The organism is Ruegeria sp. AB10, from assembly GCF_056542745.1.
This window is the reverse complement of the sequence record NZ_JBQGAI010000005.1, coordinates 214,315-228,178: the sequence shown is the minus strand read 5'-3', so window position 1 is coordinate 228,178 and position 13,864 is coordinate 214,315. Positions and strand designations below refer to the sequence as shown.

Annotated in this window: 15 protein-coding genes, 2 tRNA genes and 1 riboswitch; of the genes, 14 read left to right on the top strand and 3 right to left on the bottom strand. The window is 60.8% G+C overall.

Translation table 11 applies throughout. From position 1 onward, the window contains the following. The first annotated feature begins 34 nt into the window (after window positions 1-34). Window positions 35-83: riboswitch (SAM-SAH riboswitch) on the top strand. Between the two features lie 5 nt (window positions 84-88). Together metK and trmB are read left to right on the top strand one after the other, a co-directional pair. Beyond that, complete coding sequence (metK, locus tag ACR0NT_RS12500) at window positions 89-1,270, top strand: methionine adenosyltransferase (RefSeq protein ID WP_170672367.1); 1,182 nt, start codon at window positions 89-91, stop codon at window positions 1,268-1,270. A 93-nt stretch (window positions 1,271-1,363) separates the two neighbouring features. After that, the gene (trmB, locus tag ACR0NT_RS12495; RefSeq protein ID WP_170445596.1) at window positions 1,364-2,071 is read left to right on the top strand and encodes a tRNA (guanine(46)-N(7))-methyltransferase TrmB; all 708 of its coding nucleotides are present in this window, start codon (window positions 1,364-1,366) and stop codon (window positions 2,069-2,071) included. Between the two features lie 3 nt (window positions 2,072-2,074). On the opposite strand, the gene ACR0NT_RS12490 is transcribed toward trmB, so the two are convergent. Beyond that, window positions 2,075-2,884, bottom strand: coding sequence for a hypothetical protein (locus ACR0NT_RS12490; RefSeq protein ID WP_170672365.1), 810 nt, complete (start codon window positions 2,882-2,884; stop codon window positions 2,075-2,077). 184 nt (window positions 2,885-3,068) lie between these two features. Here ACR0NT_RS12490 and aroA point away from each other — a divergent pair, with 184 nt between their 5' ends. Both aroA and cmk read left to right on the top strand, forming a co-directional pair. Continuing rightward, on the top strand, window positions 3,069-4,415 hold the full coding sequence (gene aroA, locus ACR0NT_RS12485) for a 3-phosphoshikimate 1-carboxyvinyltransferase (protein WP_170672363.1): 1,347 nt from the start codon (window positions 3,069-3,071) through the stop codon (window positions 4,413-4,415). Then, on the top strand, window positions 4,412-5,029 hold the full coding sequence (gene cmk, locus ACR0NT_RS12480) for a (d)CMP kinase (protein ID WP_170672361.1): 618 nt from the start codon (window positions 4,412-4,414) through the stop codon (window positions 5,027-5,029). Before aroA ends, cmk begins: the two co-directional genes overlap by 4 nt. A gap of 18 nt (window positions 5,030-5,047) precedes the next feature. Here cmk and ACR0NT_RS12475 read toward each other — a convergent pair whose 3' ends face one another. Then, on the bottom strand, window positions 5,048-5,527 hold the full coding sequence (locus ACR0NT_RS12475; protein WP_170672359.1) for a YHS domain-containing (seleno)protein: 480 nt from the start codon (window positions 5,525-5,527) through the stop codon (window positions 5,048-5,050). Window positions 5,528-5,745: 218 nt separating this feature from the next. Between ACR0NT_RS12475 and ACR0NT_RS12470 the strand changes: the two genes are divergently transcribed. The 10 genes from ACR0NT_RS12470 to ACR0NT_RS12425 all read left to right on the top strand — a co-directional run bounded on the left by ACR0NT_RS12470 (window position 5,746) and on the right by ACR0NT_RS12425 (window position 13,439). Next, on the top strand, window positions 5,746-6,261 hold the full coding sequence (locus ACR0NT_RS12470) for a hypothetical protein (RefSeq protein WP_170445581.1): 516 nt from the start codon (window positions 5,746-5,748) through the stop codon (window positions 6,259-6,261). A gap of 256 nt (window positions 6,262-6,517) precedes the next feature. Further along, window positions 6,518-8,194 (top strand): 30S ribosomal protein S1, encoded by a 1,677-nt coding sequence (gene rpsA, locus ACR0NT_RS12465; RefSeq protein ID WP_170445578.1) that lies wholly within the window; start codon window positions 6,518-6,520, stop codon window positions 8,192-8,194. A gap of 271 nt (window positions 8,195-8,465) precedes the next feature. Further along, the gene (ihfB, locus tag ACR0NT_RS12460; protein ID WP_037310872.1) at window positions 8,466-8,750 is read left to right on the top strand and encodes an integration host factor subunit beta; all 285 of its coding nucleotides are present in this window, start codon (window positions 8,466-8,468) and stop codon (window positions 8,748-8,750) included. Between the two features lie 6 nt (window positions 8,751-8,756). After that, window positions 8,757-9,107 carry a lipopolysaccharide assembly protein LapA domain-containing protein gene (locus ACR0NT_RS12455; protein WP_170327045.1) on the top strand — a complete coding sequence of 117 codons (351 nt, stop codon included), beginning with the start codon at window positions 8,757-8,759 and terminating at the stop codon, window positions 9,105-9,107. Window positions 9,108-9,116: 9 nt separating this feature from the next. After that, on the top strand, window positions 9,117-9,761 hold the full coding sequence (locus ACR0NT_RS12450; protein WP_170672358.1) for a phosphoribosylanthranilate isomerase: 645 nt from the start codon (window positions 9,117-9,119) through the stop codon (window positions 9,759-9,761). Window positions 9,762-9,808: 47 nt separating this feature from the next. Continuing rightward, window positions 9,809-10,144 (top strand): hypothetical protein, encoded by a 336-nt coding sequence (locus ACR0NT_RS12445; RefSeq protein ID WP_170445574.1) that lies wholly within the window; start codon window positions 9,809-9,811, stop codon window positions 10,142-10,144. Between the two features lie 67 nt (window positions 10,145-10,211). Then, a complete protein-coding gene (gene trpB, locus ACR0NT_RS12440; protein ID WP_170445570.1) occupies window positions 10,212-11,459 on the top strand; it encodes a tryptophan synthase subunit beta in 1,248 nt (415 codons plus the stop codon). A gap of 293 nt (window positions 11,460-11,752) precedes the next feature. Then, a tRNA-Gly gene (locus tag ACR0NT_RS12435) sits at window positions 11,753-11,825 on the top strand. Next, window positions 11,825-11,896 (top strand) — tRNA-Arg (locus tag ACR0NT_RS12430). Before ACR0NT_RS12435 ends, ACR0NT_RS12430 begins: the two co-directional genes overlap by 1 nt. A 397-nt stretch (window positions 11,897-12,293) precedes the next feature. Further along, on the top strand, window positions 12,294-13,439 hold the full coding sequence (locus ACR0NT_RS12425; protein ID WP_170672356.1) for a slipin family protein: 1,146 nt from the start codon (window positions 12,294-12,296) through the stop codon (window positions 13,437-13,439). 42 nt (window positions 13,440-13,481) lie between these two features. On the opposite strand, the gene ACR0NT_RS12420 is transcribed toward ACR0NT_RS12425, so the two are convergent. Next, window positions 13,482-13,856, bottom strand: a complete 375-nt coding sequence (locus ACR0NT_RS12420) for a DUF2237 domain-containing protein (protein ID WP_170445566.1) — start codon at window positions 13,854-13,856, stop codon at window positions 13,482-13,484. Window positions 13,857-13,864: the final 8 nt, after the last annotated feature.

Sequence of the window (13,864 nt, the reverse complement as noted above, 5' to 3'; positions counted from 1 at the left end):
TGACCCTGTGAAGTTGTGGGCGTATGCCCTCGCTTGCCCGTCACAACGGCTTCCTGGCGTGATGGGGAAATCTTAATGGAGCACTTTCATGTCCCGACAGAACTACACTTTTACTTCGGAGTCTGTATCCGAAGGGCACCCGGATAAGGTTTGCGACCGGATTTCCGATGCCGTCCTTGACGCATTTCTGAACGAAGAACCCGAAGCACGCGTGGCGTGCGAAACCTTTGCCACGACCGACCGTGTGGTAATCGGTGGCGAAGTAGGCCTGTCTGATCAGGAAAAGCTGCACGACTATATGGGCCGTATCGACGAGATCGCGCGCGCCTGTATCAAGGATATCGGCTATGAGCAGGATAAGTTCCACCACGAAACCGTCGAGGTGACGAACCTGCTGCACGAACAGTCCGCCCATATCGCGCAGGGTGTGGACGCGTCCGACGGCAAGGACGAGGGTGCTGGCGACCAGGGCATCATGTTCGGTTACGCCACCACCGAAACTCCCGCGCTGATGCCAGCACCGATCCAGTATTCGCACGCGATTCTGCGTCGTCTGGCCGAAGTGCGCAAAAACGGCACCGAGCCTGCGCTGGGCCCGGACGCGAAATCTCAGCTGTCGGTGGTTTACCGCGACGGCAAGCCGGTTGGCGTCAGCTCGATCGTGCTGTCGACCCAGCACCTGGACGAGTCGCTGAGTTCGGATGACATCCGTGCCATCGTCGAGCCCTATATCACCGAGACCCTGCCCGAAGGCTGGCTGTCCGCGGAAACCGAGTGGCACGTGAACCCAACCGGCAAATTCGTGATTGGCGGCCCGGACGGTGACGCAGGTCTGACCGGGCGCAAGATCATCGTGGACACCTATGGCGGTGCCGCACCGCATGGTGGCGGTGCGTTCTCGGGCAAAGACCCGACCAAGGTGGACCGCTCGGCCGCTTATGCTGCGCGCTATCTGGCCAAGAACGTCGTTGCTGCGGGCATGGCGGAACGCTGCACCATCCAGCTCAGCTATGCGATTGGTGTATCCAAGCCTCTGTCGATCTATGCCGACACGCACGGCACCGGCCAGATTGCCGACGCTCTGATCGAAACCGCCGTCGGTCAGGTAATGGACCTGACTCCGCGTGGCATTCGTGAGCACTTGCAGATGAACAAGCCCATCTACCAGCGCACGGCCGCTTATGGCCACTTCGGGCGCGAGCCCGACGCGGATGGCGGTTTCAGCTGGGAACGCACTGACCTGGTAGACGCGCTGAAAGCCGCAGTCTGATCCAAAACCAAACAAAGCGCGCCGGTTTCCGGCGCGCTTTTCGATTCGGCGCCGGGGTTGCAACGGTGCGGCCCGCGCAGTATGGGCACCGCCATGAGCACCCAGACACCACAACGCCCCCGCAGAAACTTCTATGGCCGCTTTAAGGGCAAGACCCTCAAGCCCAGTCAGAAGACGTATCTGAACGAAGATCTTGACGCTCTGTCGCCCGGCGCGGTGGATTGGGAGACCAACCCCAACCGCGATCCGCTGGACCTTAAGGCGCTGTTCGGCGGCAAGGATGTCTGGCTTGAGGTCGGATTTGGCGGCGGCGAGCATCTGGTGCATCAGGCCGCCAGCAACCCTGATATCGGCATCATCGGGGCCGAGCCCTATATCAACGGCGTCGCCATGCTGTTGGGCAAAATCCGCCAGGCTGGAGTCGAAAACCTTGCTGTGCACCCCGGCGATGCGCGCGATCTGTTCGACGTGTTGCCCGAGGCCAGCATTTCGCGCGCCTTCCTGCTGTACCCCGACCCGTGGCCGAAAACGCGGCACCATCGCCGTCGTTTCGTGACGCCGGAACATCTGGAACCGCTGGCGCGCGTATTGAAACCGGGGTCAATCTTTCGCGTGGCCACCGACATTCCCGACTATGTCCGCCAGACGCTGGAGGAAGTTCCGCGCGCAGGGTTCGAATGGCTGGCCGAGCGCCCTGCGGACTGGCGCGAGCCGTGGGAGGACTGGATTTCCACCCGGTATGAGCAGAAGGCCCTGCGCGAAGGCCGCACACCGCATTACCTGACGTTCCGCAAAACCTGACCCCTACGGCGTGGAATCGCGCAGGCTGGGAAAGGCGCGGCCTTTGGCGAACCAGGCCAGCCCGAATGCCCAAAGCGCGATTGTTTCTACAAAAAACGTCAGATTATGGGATTTCCACCCCGCCTGAGCGCCTTCACCGGAAAAGGCGACGATACCCAGAATTAGAACGCACAACAGGATTGTGACGCCGCACAACGAATACAGTGTGTTGCGTAGTCTTTTCGACCGGATCAATTGGCCGTCTCTTATATGACGTTCAGGAACCACGCGGCGTAAAACGAATAGGCAATAAAGGCCCAGATAGGCAAACAGGATGCCCGCGGCCCAGGCATGTAAATGCGGAGCGCTTGAAAACAGGGTGAAGAACGCGTCCGGCTGGGGGTCAGACAGCACCGGTGGCGGCGATTGGTTCACATCGGCAAAGATTCTTGACTTGAAGCTGACGGGCTCTTCGCAGCCAGACCCGCTTGTTGGGAAAACCGCAACAAAACAGGCGCCTATTCCGGCAATGAAGGACCCAAGATCTTCAAGCCAATGATCTCCGGTATAGGCGATGAGAAAACCGCCGATAAAAACCAATAGCCCGACAAAAATGGCGCCAAGAAACTGGGCATAGTAAAAATGGCTGATGCTGTCGCGGAAACAGCTGCCGCCAAACACTGCGCCAGCGGCGAGAATGATCGGCAGGCCGAAGGCAACAAGGCCGACCAGAAAGGCCAGGCGCATCTGCAAAACGCTGTCAGTCTTTAGTGGGTCCTTGGGCTGAAAGTACTTTTCTGTGCCACTTGAGAGCATGGATTGAAATTGTGACATGGGGCAATCCTCGGACAGTGATTAATGAGAAACAAAAAACAAACTCGTCCTGAATTCGGCGATTGTAACCCGGAAACCCCTGATCACCCAAACCTGGCTTGCGCTGGCGGTCGCATTGCCGCTGGACCAACCGTCTCCAATTCGCTAATCGGCTTGGGCACTGATAGCGAAAACAGGAGCCCCCATGTTCGGACACGGCACGCCCATCCCGATGACCTCGCATCCCTGCGGCCCGCTGACCGGCACGGCAGAGGTGCCCGGGGATAAGTCGATCTCGCACCGGTCGCTGATCCTGGGCGCCATGGCGGTGGGTGAGACAAAGATTTCGGGCCTGCTTGAGGGCGAAGACGTTCTGGATACCGCCAAGGCGATGCGCGCTTTTGGGGCCGAGGTGACAGACCACGGTGGCGGTGAATGGTCTGTGCATGGTGTCGGCGTTGGCGGTTTTGCCGAGCCCGATCAAGTGATTGATTGCGGCAACTCGGGTACCGGGGTGCGGCTGATCATGGGCGCGATGGCGACCTCGCCCATTACCGCGACCTTTACTGGCGATGCGAGCCTGAACAAACGCCCGATGGCGCGGGTGACCGATCCGCTGGCGCTGTTTGGTACGCAATCGGTTGGCCGTTCAGGTGGACGGTTGCCGATGACCATCGTCGGCGCGGCGGAACCTGTTCCGGTGCGCTATGAGGTTCCAGTGCCGTCGGCGCAGGTGAAATCCGCTGTATTGCTGGCCGGTCTGAACGCGCCGGGCAAAACCGTCGTGATCGAGAAAGAGGCCACCCGTGACCATTCGGAGCGGATGCTGGCCGGGTTTGGCGCAGAAATCACCGTTGAAGATACCGATGAGGGCCGGGTGATTACCCTGACCGGTCGCCCCGAGCTGAAACCGCAGGTCATCGCCGTGCCGCGCGATCCGTCCAGCGCGGCCTTCCCGGTTTGTGCCGCGTTGATCACCCCCGGTTCGGACGTTCTGGTGCCCGGCATCGGTCTGAACCCGACCCGCGCGGGGCTGTTCACCACGCTACGCGAGATGGGGGCCGATCTGACCTATGAAAACGAACGCGAAGAAGGTGGCGAGCCGGTTGCCGATCTGCGCGCGAAATACTCGCCCAACATGAAGGGCATCAACGTGCCGCCGGAACGTGCGGCCTCGATGATCGACGAATATCCGGTTCTGTCCGTGGTCGCGGCCAATGCCACCGGCACCACGATGATGGGCGGCGTGAAAGAGCTGCGTGTCAAGGAAAGCGACCGGATTGACGCGATGGCCAAGGGTCTGCGCGCCAACGGCGTGACCGTGGAAGAGGGCGAGGAATGGTGGTCGGTCGACGGGCTGGGCATCGGCAACGTCCCCGGCGGCGGCACGTGCGAGAGCTTTCTGGACCACCGCATCGCCATGTCGTTCATGGTGATGGGCATGGGTGCGAAGACCCCGGTTTCAGTGGATGACGGCGGCCCGATCGCGACCTCGTTCCCGATTTTCGAACCGCTGATGGCATCCCTGGGTGCAAAGGTCGAACGCTCGTGAGCTTTACGGTCGCCATTGATGGCCCTGCGGCGGCGGGCAAGGGCACGATCTCGAAAGGTGTTGCCGCACATTTTGGGTTCGCGCATCTGGATACCGGGTTGCTCTACCGTGCGGTTGGGCGTCGGACGCTGGACGGCGCCGACCCGATCGAGGCCGCGCAGGCTTTGACCGCTGAGGAACTGGAACAGGGTGATCTGCGCACGGCCGAAATCGCACAGGCGGCGTCGAAAGTGGCCGTGATCCCCGAGGTCCGCGCGGCCTTGGTGGATTTCCAGCGTGCCTTTGCCCGCCGTGCCGGGGGCGCTGTGCTGGATGGGCGCGATATCGGGACGGTGATCTGCCCCGAGGCCGAAGTGAAATTGTTCGTCACTGCCAGCGCCGAGGTCCGGGCCGAGCGGCGTTTTCTGGAGCTGAGCGCCAAGGGCTCGGACGTTACCCGCGAACAGGTGCTGGCCGATGTGCGCGAACGCGATGCGCGGGATGCCGACCGCAGCACCGCGCCGATGAAACCCGCCGGGGATGCTGTTCTGCTCGATACCTCCGATCTGAGCATCGACGCGGCGCTGACCCAGGCCGTGGCCTTCATCGAACGGAAAAAACCCGCGACACCCTGATGCCGCGGGCTTGCTGGATTACAACTCGCCAACGGCGATGCTTTTGATATTCGCCCACTGATCGTCAGCGGTTTTTGCCGTGGCTGCCACGTCCTTCAGGAAGGCCGCACGGGTTTCGGCGTTCAGGAACAGATACAGCTTGCCATCTGCGACCAGATACTGATCCGGGTCGCCGTCGAACTTCTTGCCCACCGACACGCCGAACGAACAGAACCCGCCATGCTGCGGCAGATAGGCAGCGGGGTTGGCCTCGAACGCTTCGCGGTTTGCGGCGCTGGTGAAGTAGTAGGACGCGCCGTCAAAGGTGGCGGAATGGGTGGCGAAGCCATCGACAGGGTTGCCGTCATTCACCAGCGCAACCAGATCGACGCCATGCGCCGCCAGCGGTGCGCCGGCGGCCGAGATACCGTTTGAGACATTGATCTCATCCGCGGCAAAGGCGGGTGCCGCGACCAAGGGCAGAGCGGCGATGAGGGTGGTCAGAACCAGAGACTTCATTGGAATATCCTTTCCTGTTCAGGTTTGGATCAGCCGGGTGGCCAACCGCTGAAACATAGGTAGAGGGGCGGTTCTGAACGGGCTATCGCAGGAAGCCCGTCAAACCTTGCAGATCGTTCAAACCTGCGGCCGGACGGAAAATCCACTTCACCAAGCTTTGTTTGGTCAGCCTGTCAGTCGGTCCCTATGGTTGGGGCATAGCCTGCAGGAGAGATGCGATGATCCGACTAGCCCTAACCCTGATTTTTCTGGCCGGAAGTCTGGCGGCTCAGGAAGCCGAGCCGCCGATGGACTACGAACGTCTGGGCAAGATCATCTTTGCACTCGACCCCGAGGCGCAGCCGCGCGGGCCGGGGTTCCAACTGACCGTGTCGGACGTTCCGGTTCTGGTCATCACCGACAGCAATGCCGACCGGATGCGCGCGATGGTCCCGATCCGCAGCGCCGAAGGCCTGACCACAGAGGATATGCATCGCATGATGCAGGCCAATTTCGACAGCGCCCTGGATGCGCGCTATGCGATCGCCAACGGGATGCTGTGGGCGGCGTTCATCCATCCGCTGTCACCGCTGGAAAAGGATCAGCTGATCTCGGGGCTGGCGCAGACGGTGAACATCGCCAAGACCTACGGCTCGCTCTATTCCGGCGGAGCGCAGCAATTCGGCGGCGGTGACAGCCGCAACCTTCAGCGAGACCTGATCGATGAACTGCTGAAAAAGGGCGAGGAGATCTGATCCCAAGTCGTTGGCCGCGGCGACTTGCACGTTATTTCGTGATTTGCCCGGTATGACTTGCGGCGACTTGGCGAACCCGCTATAGAGCGCCGGTCGACAAGGCGATTTGAGCCATAAAACAATGAGACGAGCAGGGTCGGAACCAACCGGCCCTCTTTGTTTTGCGGCATATGTCAGGTCGTCTGACCAATCCACTAAGACCGGCGGAGACAACCGCTCGGCCAGAAAAAACGTATGTAAAGGAAAACAACGCCACATGGCTAACGCATCCATGGAGGAATTCGAAGCCCTCCTGAATGAAAGCTTCGAAATGGACACGCCCGAAGAGGGTTCTGTTGTCAAAGGCAAGGTTCTGGCGATCGAAGCCGGCCAGGCCATCATCGACGTCGGCTACAAAATGGAAGGCCGCGTTGATCTGAAAGAATTCGCAAACCCCGGCGAAGCCCCCGAAATCACTGTTGGTGACGAGGTCGAAGTCTACCTGCGCGCCGCAGAAAACGCCCGTGGCGAAGCTGTCATCTCGCGCGAGATGGCCCGCCGTGAAGAGGCATGGGACCGTCTGGAAAAAGCATATGCCGACGACCAGCGCGTCGAAGGTGCTATCTTTGGCCGCGTCAAAGGTGGCTTCACCGTCGATCTGGGTGGCGCAGTTGCGTTCCTGCCCGGCTCGCAGGTTGATGTGCGCCCCGTGCGCGACGCTGGCCCGCTGATGGGTCTGAAGCAGCCGTTCCAGATTCTGAAAATGGACCGCCGCCGTGGCAATATCGTTGTTTCGCGCCGCGCAATCCTGGAAGAATCGCGTGCCGAACAGCGTGCCGAAGTTATCGGCAACCTGTCCGAAGGTCAGACCGTCGAGGGTGTTGTCAAGAACATCACCGAATACGGTGCATTCGTTGACCTGGGCGGCGTTGACGGCCTGCTGCACGTCACCGACATGGCATGGCGCCGTGTGAACCACCCGTCCGAGATCCTGACGATCGGCGAAACCATCAAGGTTCAGGTCATCAAGATCAACAAAGAGACCCACCGCATCAGCCTGGGCATGAAGCAGCTGCAGGAAGATCCGTGGGATCTGGTTGCTGCCAAGTACCCGCTGGGCTCGGTCCATCAGGGTCGCGTCACCAACATCACCGACTACGGCGCGTTCGTCGAGCTGGAAGCCGGTGTCGAAGGTCTGGTGCACGTATCCGAGATGTCCTGGACCAAGAAAAACGTCCACCCCGGCAAGATCGTTTCGACCAGCCAGGAAGTCGACGTCATGGTTCTGGAAATCGACGGCGCCAAGCGTCGCGTGTCTCTGGGCCTGAAGCAGACTCAGCGCAACCCGTGGGAAGTGTTTGCAGAAACCCACCCCGAGGGAACGCAGGTCGAAGGCGAAGTCAAGAACATCACCGAATTCGGTCTGTTCATCGGCCTCGAAGGCGACATCGACGGCATGGTTCACCTGTCGGACCTGTCGTGGGACGAGCGTGGCGAGGATGCCATCCAGAACTACCGCAAAGGCGACATGGTTTCGGCCGTCGTTTCGGAAGTTGACGTTGAGAAAGAGCGTATCTCGCTGTCGATCAAAGCCCTGGGCGGTGACAAGTTCGCCGAAGCCGTGGGCGGCGTGAAGCGTGGCTCGGTCATCACCGTCGAAGTGACCGCGATCGAAGATGGCGGCATCGAAGTGGAATACGAAGGCATGAAGTCCTTCATCCGCCGCTCCGACCTGTCGCGTGACCGTGCCGAACAGCGCCCCGAGCGTTTCTCGGTCGGTGACAAGGTCGACGTCCGCGTCACCAATGTCGACAGCAAGACTCGCCGTCTGGGCCTGTCGATCAAGGCACGCGAAATCGCCGAAGAGAAAGAGGCCGTGGAACAGTACGGTTCCTCCGACTCGGGCGCATCGCTGGGCGATATCCTGGGTGCAGCGCTGAAATCGGGCGACTAAGCCAGGGCCTCAGCCTTAGCCGAATTTACGGCCCCGCGTATCCGCGCGGGGCCGTTTTTGTTGCGAATCAATATGTTCCGATTTCCGGGCTTATTCCGGGTGTCGTCCGCGCTTTAGAAGTGGAATTTGTGCGAACAAGCGAAAAATCGCGCGGTTTAGCAGCAAAATGAAGGCTTTGCACACAGAGTTTACATTCCCCCGATCCGACTTTTTTCCTATACTGTTCAGAACAATAGAGATGGTTAACCGGTCGCCTGGGAGGGTAGCGCTCATGATCCGTTCAGAACTGATTCAGAAAATAGCCGACGAGAACCCGCATCTGTATCAACGCGACGTCGAGCGGATCGTGAATACTGTGTTCGAAGAGGTGACGGATGCCATGGCGCGCGGTGACCGCGTGGAACTGCGTGGTTTCGGCGCTTTTTCGGTCAAACAGCGCGACGCGCGGGTCGGTCGCAACCCCCGCACCGGCGAGACCGTTCAGGTCGAAGAAAAATGTGTGCCGTTTTTCAAAACTGGCAAGTTGCTTAGGGACCGGTTGAACGGTAAAGCCTAAGCCATGATGCGTTACCTTCGATATGCTTTTCTGGCGATCCTCGGGATCGTGCTTATTTCCGTTTCGCTGGCCAATCGGGAATCGGTTCAACTGTCGCTGATGCCGGAACCCTTCGCCGAACTTGTAGGCTTTAACTTCAGCACGTCGCTGCCGCTGTTCGTGGTGGTGCTGGGCGGTGTGGTTGCGGGCCTGATCATCGGTTTCCTGTGGGAATGGCTGCGCGAACACAAGCACCGCCGGGATGCGTCGGTGAAGAAGAACGAAGTGCGCAAGCTTGAGCGTGAGGTCAAAAAGCTCAAGAAAAAGCAGAACGAAGGTCAGGACGAAGTTCTGGCCCTGCTGGACGAAGCCAGCTGAGGCAAGCCAATGCCCCAAGATGCAAGTGTCAAAATCTGCGGTCTGACCGCCCCTGATCACGTGCGCGCGGCTGCCGAGGCTGGCGCGCGCTATGTTGGTTTCGTGTTCTTTCCCAAGTCGCCGCGGCATCTGGACATTGAGGCTGCCGCCGAACTGGCCCATCTGGTACCCGCCGGCGTCGCCAAGGTCGCCCTAACCGTGAACGCCTCGGATGAGGAACTGGACCGGATCGTGGCCAGCGTGCCGCTGGACATGTTGCAGCTGCACGGCAAGGAAAGCCCGGATCGCGTGGCCGAGGTCCAGCAGCGGTTTGGCCTGCCGGTGATGAAAGCCATTGGTGTAGCCGAAGCCGAGGATCTTGCGGCGATCGACCTCTATTCGGAAGTGGCGGACCAGCTGCTGATCGACGCCAAGCCACCGCGCAACGCCGAACTGCCGGGTGGCAATGGGCTGGCCTTTGACTGGCGTCTGCTGGCCGGGCGTAAATACTGGCGGCGTCCGTGGATGCTGGCCGGTGGGCTGACGCCGGAAAACGTTGCCGAGGCCATGCGCATGACCGGCGCGCGGCAGGTCGATGTCTCTTCGGGCGTGGAAAGCGCGCCCGGCGTAAAAGATGCGACTCTGATCCGCGCCTTTATCGACGCCTGCCGGTGATCTGATCGCCCGATGCCTGCGTATCTCCGTTAGAGGAGGGCGCGGCAATGCTGGCAGCCATTGGCGGAGTTTCATTGAAACGGTGGTATTACGGGCCAGAGTTTTTCTGGCGCGCCCGTCAGGCAATTCTGCAAGCGCGCGGTGATCCGCTGTGCCTGAAAGTAGACGTGTTTCCGCACCAAGGGCTCTATTTTTCGCTGAGTGTCTGGCACGACGCCGAGGCGATGCTGACCTTCGCCCATTCCGGTCCGCACCGCCGCGTGGTGCGGGCGGCGGCGTATCTGGCCGAGGTGAATGAGTTCCACCACTTCACTTGCATCGCCGTGCCAAGCAGGGATCAGGCGTTGCAGGTATGGGCACAGCGCGTCCAGGCGGCGAAATGATACGTTTTGCCATGGCAAATCCGCGCGCCACCTCCTATGAACGACGGGTACGACGATGGAGACACCCATGGCCAACGATCTTTTCAATTCCTTCATGTCCGGCCCCGACGAGCAGGGCCGTTTCGGCATCTTCGGCGGGCGGTTTGTCAGCGAAACGCTGATGCCTCTGATCCTGTCGCTGGAAGAGGAATACGAGAAGGCCAAGGATGATCCCACCTTCTGGGCCGAGATGGACGATCTGTGGGCGAACTACGTGGGCCGCCCCTCGCCGCTGTATTACGCGGAGCGCCTGACCGAGCATCTGGGCGGTGCCAAAATCTACCTGAAACGCGATGAGTTGAACCACACCGGTGCGCACAAGATCAACAACGTGCTGGGCCAGATCATTCTGGCACGCCGCATGGGCAAGACCCGGATCATTGCCGAAACCGGAGCGGGCCAGCACGGCGTCGCCACCGCCACGGTCTGCGCCAAGTTCGGCCTGAAATGCGTGGTCTATATGGGCGCGCATGACGTGCAGCGCCAGGCGCCCAACGTGTTCCGTATGCGGTTGCTGGGGGCCGAAGTGATCCCGGTGACCTCGGGCCGTGGTACCCTGAAAGACGCGATGAACGATGCGCTTCGCGATTGGGTCACCAACGTGCGCGACACCTTCTACTGCATCGGTACTGTAGCTGGTCCGCACCCGTACCCGGCAATGGTGCGCGACTTCCAGTCGATCATTGGCAAGGAAGCCAAGGAACAGATGATGAAGGCCGAGGGCCGTCTGCCCGACACCATCATTGCCGCCATCGGTGGTGGTTCGAACGCGATGGGCCTGTTCTACCCATTCCTCGACGACAAATCCGTCAACATCATCGGCGTTGAAGCCGGTGGCAAAGGCGTCAACGAAAAGATGGAGCACTGCGCCTCGCTGACCGGCGGGCGTCCGGGTGTGCTGCATGGCAATCGCACGTATTTGCTGCAGGATGACGACGGTCAGATTCTCGAAGGCTATTCGATTTCGGCTGGCCTGGATTATCCGGGCATCGGGCCTGAACACTCTTGGCTGAACGATATTGGCCGCGCGAACTATGTCTCGATCACCGATAAAGAGGCGCTGGAGGCGTTCCAGCTGTGCTGCGCAACCGAAGGCATCATCCCGGCGCTCGAGCCCTGCCATGCGCTGGCCCATGTGATGAAGATCGCGCCTGAGTTGCCCAAGGATCACCTGATCTGCATGAACATGTGCGGACGCGGCGACAAGGACGTGCAGACCGTGGCCAAATATCTGAACTTCGACATGTCGGATACCGAAGGCCGCACCGCCGATTGACCAAGCGGTAAAATATGAAATTTTTGACAAGAGCGGCGCGCCTGTGACGGGTGCGTCGCTTTGTTTTTGACGCGCGGCCTTTTCGAATATTGCGCGGCTGGGTAATTTTGTTGCGTGCCCGCCACAGGTGCATTTTAGGGCCGCAAAAAATTATTGAGCGAATCCAGACCCTTCGCCTAAACCCGCCGTTACCGGTCACAACGGGCCGGACCCTAGCGGGCAGAGGTGATCACTCTCCCGGTGCGGACGGCGCTGCCGAAACCGTATGCCAGGGCCGAAACCGGGGATTGGTATGCTTTGTAGCTCAGTTGGATAGAGCGGCAGGTTTCCCATCTGTAGGCGAAGGTTCGACCCCTTCCAAGGCACCAAATGTAGCTCAATGGTAGAGTAATCGACTGCGAATCGATGTGTTGCGGGTTCGAATCCCGCCATTTGACAAAGCTGTTCAGTCAGCACCGGCCTTCCACGCCGGCCCGTGAAAACGGTCCAAAACATATGGGTCCGGGTGTCCCCCAGCAGGGGCGGCACCGCGCAACGTCAGGCTTTGGCCCGGCGGGGCAGGGGCTTTCGCTGCTCTGGCCTTGGGCCGGAGGGCGGATGACGGTGCCGCCGGATCGGCGCCCCGCGTGGCCTTTGGGTCAGGCGGCGCATCGGTCCCGCGCCCCTCTCTCTGACCCTCCCGCGCAGGGGCATGGCGCGGGGGATGTCCGGATCTTTCCCGCCCTCATCCGAGGGCTTCACACCTGTCACCCGTTCGGGGTGCAACCCACTGAAAACATGAAAAGGAGTTCGCGTTTGCGACGACGATAGAGCGATACGAAAAGGAGAAATGATATGACACTGTTCCAAGATCTGATTGACCGGCTGACCGGCCACCGGCGGCTGACCCTGACCGAGACCCAGCGGATGCTGGTCCTGCGCAACGGGGTATTTGACGCAATCCTGGGTGCCGGGAAACACCGGCTGCCGCGCAAGGATGTGCTGACCGAGCTGCACGATCTGGAGAAGCTCTTTTTCGTGTCGCCCTATGAGCGGGCGCTGATGCAGAACCGGCCCGAACTGGCTGCCAGGCATCTGACCGAGTTTCGGGCCGAGCCTGATGAAGTTCTGGTTCTGCTGCGGGATGGGGTGCCCGTTCGGGTTCTGAACCCCGAAGCGCGGGCGCTGGTCTGGAAAGCTGCGGGGCCTTGGAAGGTCGAACACCACGCGCTGACCGAAACCATGGCTGTGCCCAAAGTGACGGCACAGCGGTTGGTTCGGGCCGGGCTGCGGCTGAACCTGACGCAGGTCGAGGTTGCCGAAGGGCATACCGGGCTGCTGACGGTTGAAGGGGTACTGGTGGATCAGCTGGCCCCCGGTGCGCACGCCTTCTGGAAAGTCGGCCGGAACGTCGAGGTCAAGCAGATCGACCTGCGGCAACGGACCCATGAGGTGACAGGGCAGGAGATCCTGACCAAGGACCGGGTAACCATCCGGGTCAACCTCAGCGCCGACTACCGGGTCGTTGATCCGGTCACGGCGGTGGGGGCGGTCAAGGACTTTGACCAGGCCCTGCACCGGGCGCTGCAACTGGCGTTCCGGAAGACCTTGGGCGCGATGACGCTGGACCGGCTTCTGGCCGAGAAGGTCAATGTCGACACCGAGGCTGCGGATCGGGTGCGGACACAGATGGCCGGGATCGGTATCGAAGTGGGTGAGATCGCGTTGAAAGACGTCATCCTGCCCGGGGAGATGCGGGAGATCCTGACCGCCGTGGTCGCCGCCGAGAAACAGGCCGAGGCCAACGTCATCCGGCGGCGGGAAGAAACCAACGCCACGCGGTCCCTGCTGAACACCGCGAAGGTGATGGCGGAAAACCCGGTGATGCTGCGGCTGAAAGAGCTGGAGGCGCTGGAAACCATCGCCGGGAAGGTCGAACGGCTGACGGTCCACAACGGGACCGAAGGGCTGATGTCCGACCTTGTCAAACTGCGGGAGTGATCCCGAATAAGGGCCGGTCCGGGGTATTCCGGGCCGGTCTGCCTATTCCACAATCGCGTGTTCGGTCAGCAGGCGCAGTGGCACCACGTCCAGCGCACGCTGATGGGTTGCTTCAAGATGCACCTTGGGGGCGCAGCCCTCGTCATGGGCCTGCAGAAAGCGCCCGGCGCACAGGCACCAGCGGTCACCGGGGTTCAGGCCGGGAAAGTTGAACTCGGGGCGTGGGGTGCTCAGATCGTTTCCGACATACTTGGAAAAGGCCAGAAACTCGGCTGTCATCACCGCGCAAACCGTATGACTGCCCTGATCTTCTGGGCATGTGTTACAGGCGCCATCGCGAAAGAACCCGGTCAGCGGATCACGGGAACACGGTGCAAGCACACCGCCCAAAACGTTGATACTGTCCTGTTTTTGCATGACCCCAC

Bases quoted from the DNA above. Each gene is read 5' to 3' on its own strand.
- ACR0NT_RS12445 (WP_170445574.1), top strand. From the start codon at position 9,809: ATGCTGGCAGCCATTGGCGGAGTTTCATTGAAACGGTGGTATTACGGG.
- ACR0NT_RS12425 (WP_170672356.1), top strand. From the start codon at position 12,294: ATGACACTGTTCCAAGATCTGATTGACCGGCTGACCGGCCACCGGCGG.
- ACR0NT_RS12455 (WP_170327045.1), top strand. From the start codon at position 8,757: ATGCGTTACCTTCGATATGCTTTTCTGGCGATCCTCGGGATCGTGCTT.
- rpsA (WP_170445578.1), top strand. From the start codon at position 6,518: ATGGCTAACGCATCCATGGAGGAATTCGAAGCCCTCCTGAATGAAAGC.
- trmB (WP_170445596.1), top strand. From the start codon at position 1,364: ATGAGCACCCAGACACCACAACGCCCCCGCAGAAACTTCTATGGCCGC.
- metK (WP_170672367.1), top strand. From the start codon at position 89: ATGTCCCGACAGAACTACACTTTTACTTCGGAGTCTGTATCCGAAGGG.
- ACR0NT_RS12490 (WP_170672365.1), bottom strand. From the start codon at position 2,884: ATGTCACAATTTCAATCCATGCTCTCAAGTGGCACAGAAAAGTACTTT.
- ihfB (WP_037310872.1), top strand. From the start codon at position 8,466: ATGATCCGTTCAGAACTGATTCAGAAAATAGCCGACGAGAACCCGCAT.
- ACR0NT_RS12475 (WP_170672359.1), bottom strand. From the start codon at position 5,527: ATGAAGTCTCTGGTTCTGACCACCCTCATCGCCGCTCTGCCCTTGGTC.
- aroA (WP_170672363.1), top strand. From the start codon at position 3,069: ATGTTCGGACACGGCACGCCCATCCCGATGACCTCGCATCCCTGCGGC.
- trpB (WP_170445570.1), top strand. From the start codon at position 10,212: ATGGCCAACGATCTTTTCAATTCCTTCATGTCCGGCCCCGACGAGCAG.
- ACR0NT_RS12470 (WP_170445581.1), top strand. From the start codon at position 5,746: ATGATCCGACTAGCCCTAACCCTGATTTTTCTGGCCGGAAGTCTGGCG.
- ACR0NT_RS12450 (WP_170672358.1), top strand. From the start codon at position 9,117: ATGCCCCAAGATGCAAGTGTCAAAATCTGCGGTCTGACCGCCCCTGAT.
- ACR0NT_RS12420 (WP_170445566.1), bottom strand. From the start codon at position 13,856: ATGCAAAAACAGGACAGTATCAACGTTTTGGGCGGTGTGCTTGCACCG.